The 798-nt window shown below is 57.5% G+C and carries 2 rRNA genes; both read right to left on the bottom strand.

The window, feature by feature from the left end:
* Nucleotides 1-243 (bottom strand): 23S ribosomal RNA (locus tag EAO71_RS35385); the annotation flags it as partial.
* 286 nt (nucleotides 244-529) lie between these two features.
* A 16S ribosomal RNA gene (locus EAO71_RS35380) occupies nucleotides 530-798 on the bottom strand; the annotation flags it as partial.

Genomic DNA, 798 nt, shown 5'->3' with positions numbered 1-798 from the left:
CCCGGAATCACGGTTGTTTTCTCTTCCTGAGGGTACTGAGATGTTTCACTTCCCCTCGTTCCCTCCACATGCCCTATGTGTTCAGGCATGGGTGACAGCCCATGACGACTGCCGGGTTTCCCCATTCGGAAACCCCCGGATCAAAGCCTGGTTGACGGCTCCCCGGGGACTATCGTGGCCTCCCACGTCCTTCATCGGTTCCTGGTGCCAAGGCATCCACCGTGCGCCCTTAAAAACTTGGCCACAGATGCTCGCGTCCACTGTGTAGTTCTCAAGCAACGACCAGCCACCCATCACCCCACCACAACGTGGCGAGTTCACTGGGGCCGGCATCGCGAAGATACAAACCTTACGGCCGTACCCTCAGATACCCAACAACGTGCCAAGCGTGAGCCACCGTCCRTCCCTTCCGTTCCACGCCGAAGCAGTACTAGGAAGACCTTCAGGTCACTCACGCCAACTAATCAACGTTCCACCCATGAGCTGACCGTGCAGAACGTTTGYCTGCAATCGGTACTGTGCTCCTTAGAAAGGAGGTGATCCAGCCGCACCTTCCGGTACGGCTACCTTGTTACGACTTCGTCCCAATCGCCAGTCCCACCTTCGACAGCTCCCTCCCACAAGGGGTTGGGCCACCGGCTTCGGGTGTTACCGACTTTCGTGACGTGACGGGCGGTGTGTACAAGGCCCGGGAACGTATTCACCGCAGCAATGCTGATCTGCGATTACTAGCAACTCCGACTTCATGGGGTCGAGTTGCAGACCCCAATCCGAACTGAGACCGGCTTTTTGAGATTC

Source organism: Streptomyces sp. MS191 (genome assembly GCF_008042125.1).
Lineage (GTDB): Bacteria > Actinomycetota > Actinomycetes > Streptomycetales > Streptomycetaceae > Streptomyces.
This window is presented reverse-complemented; position numbering and strand designations above follow the sequence as displayed.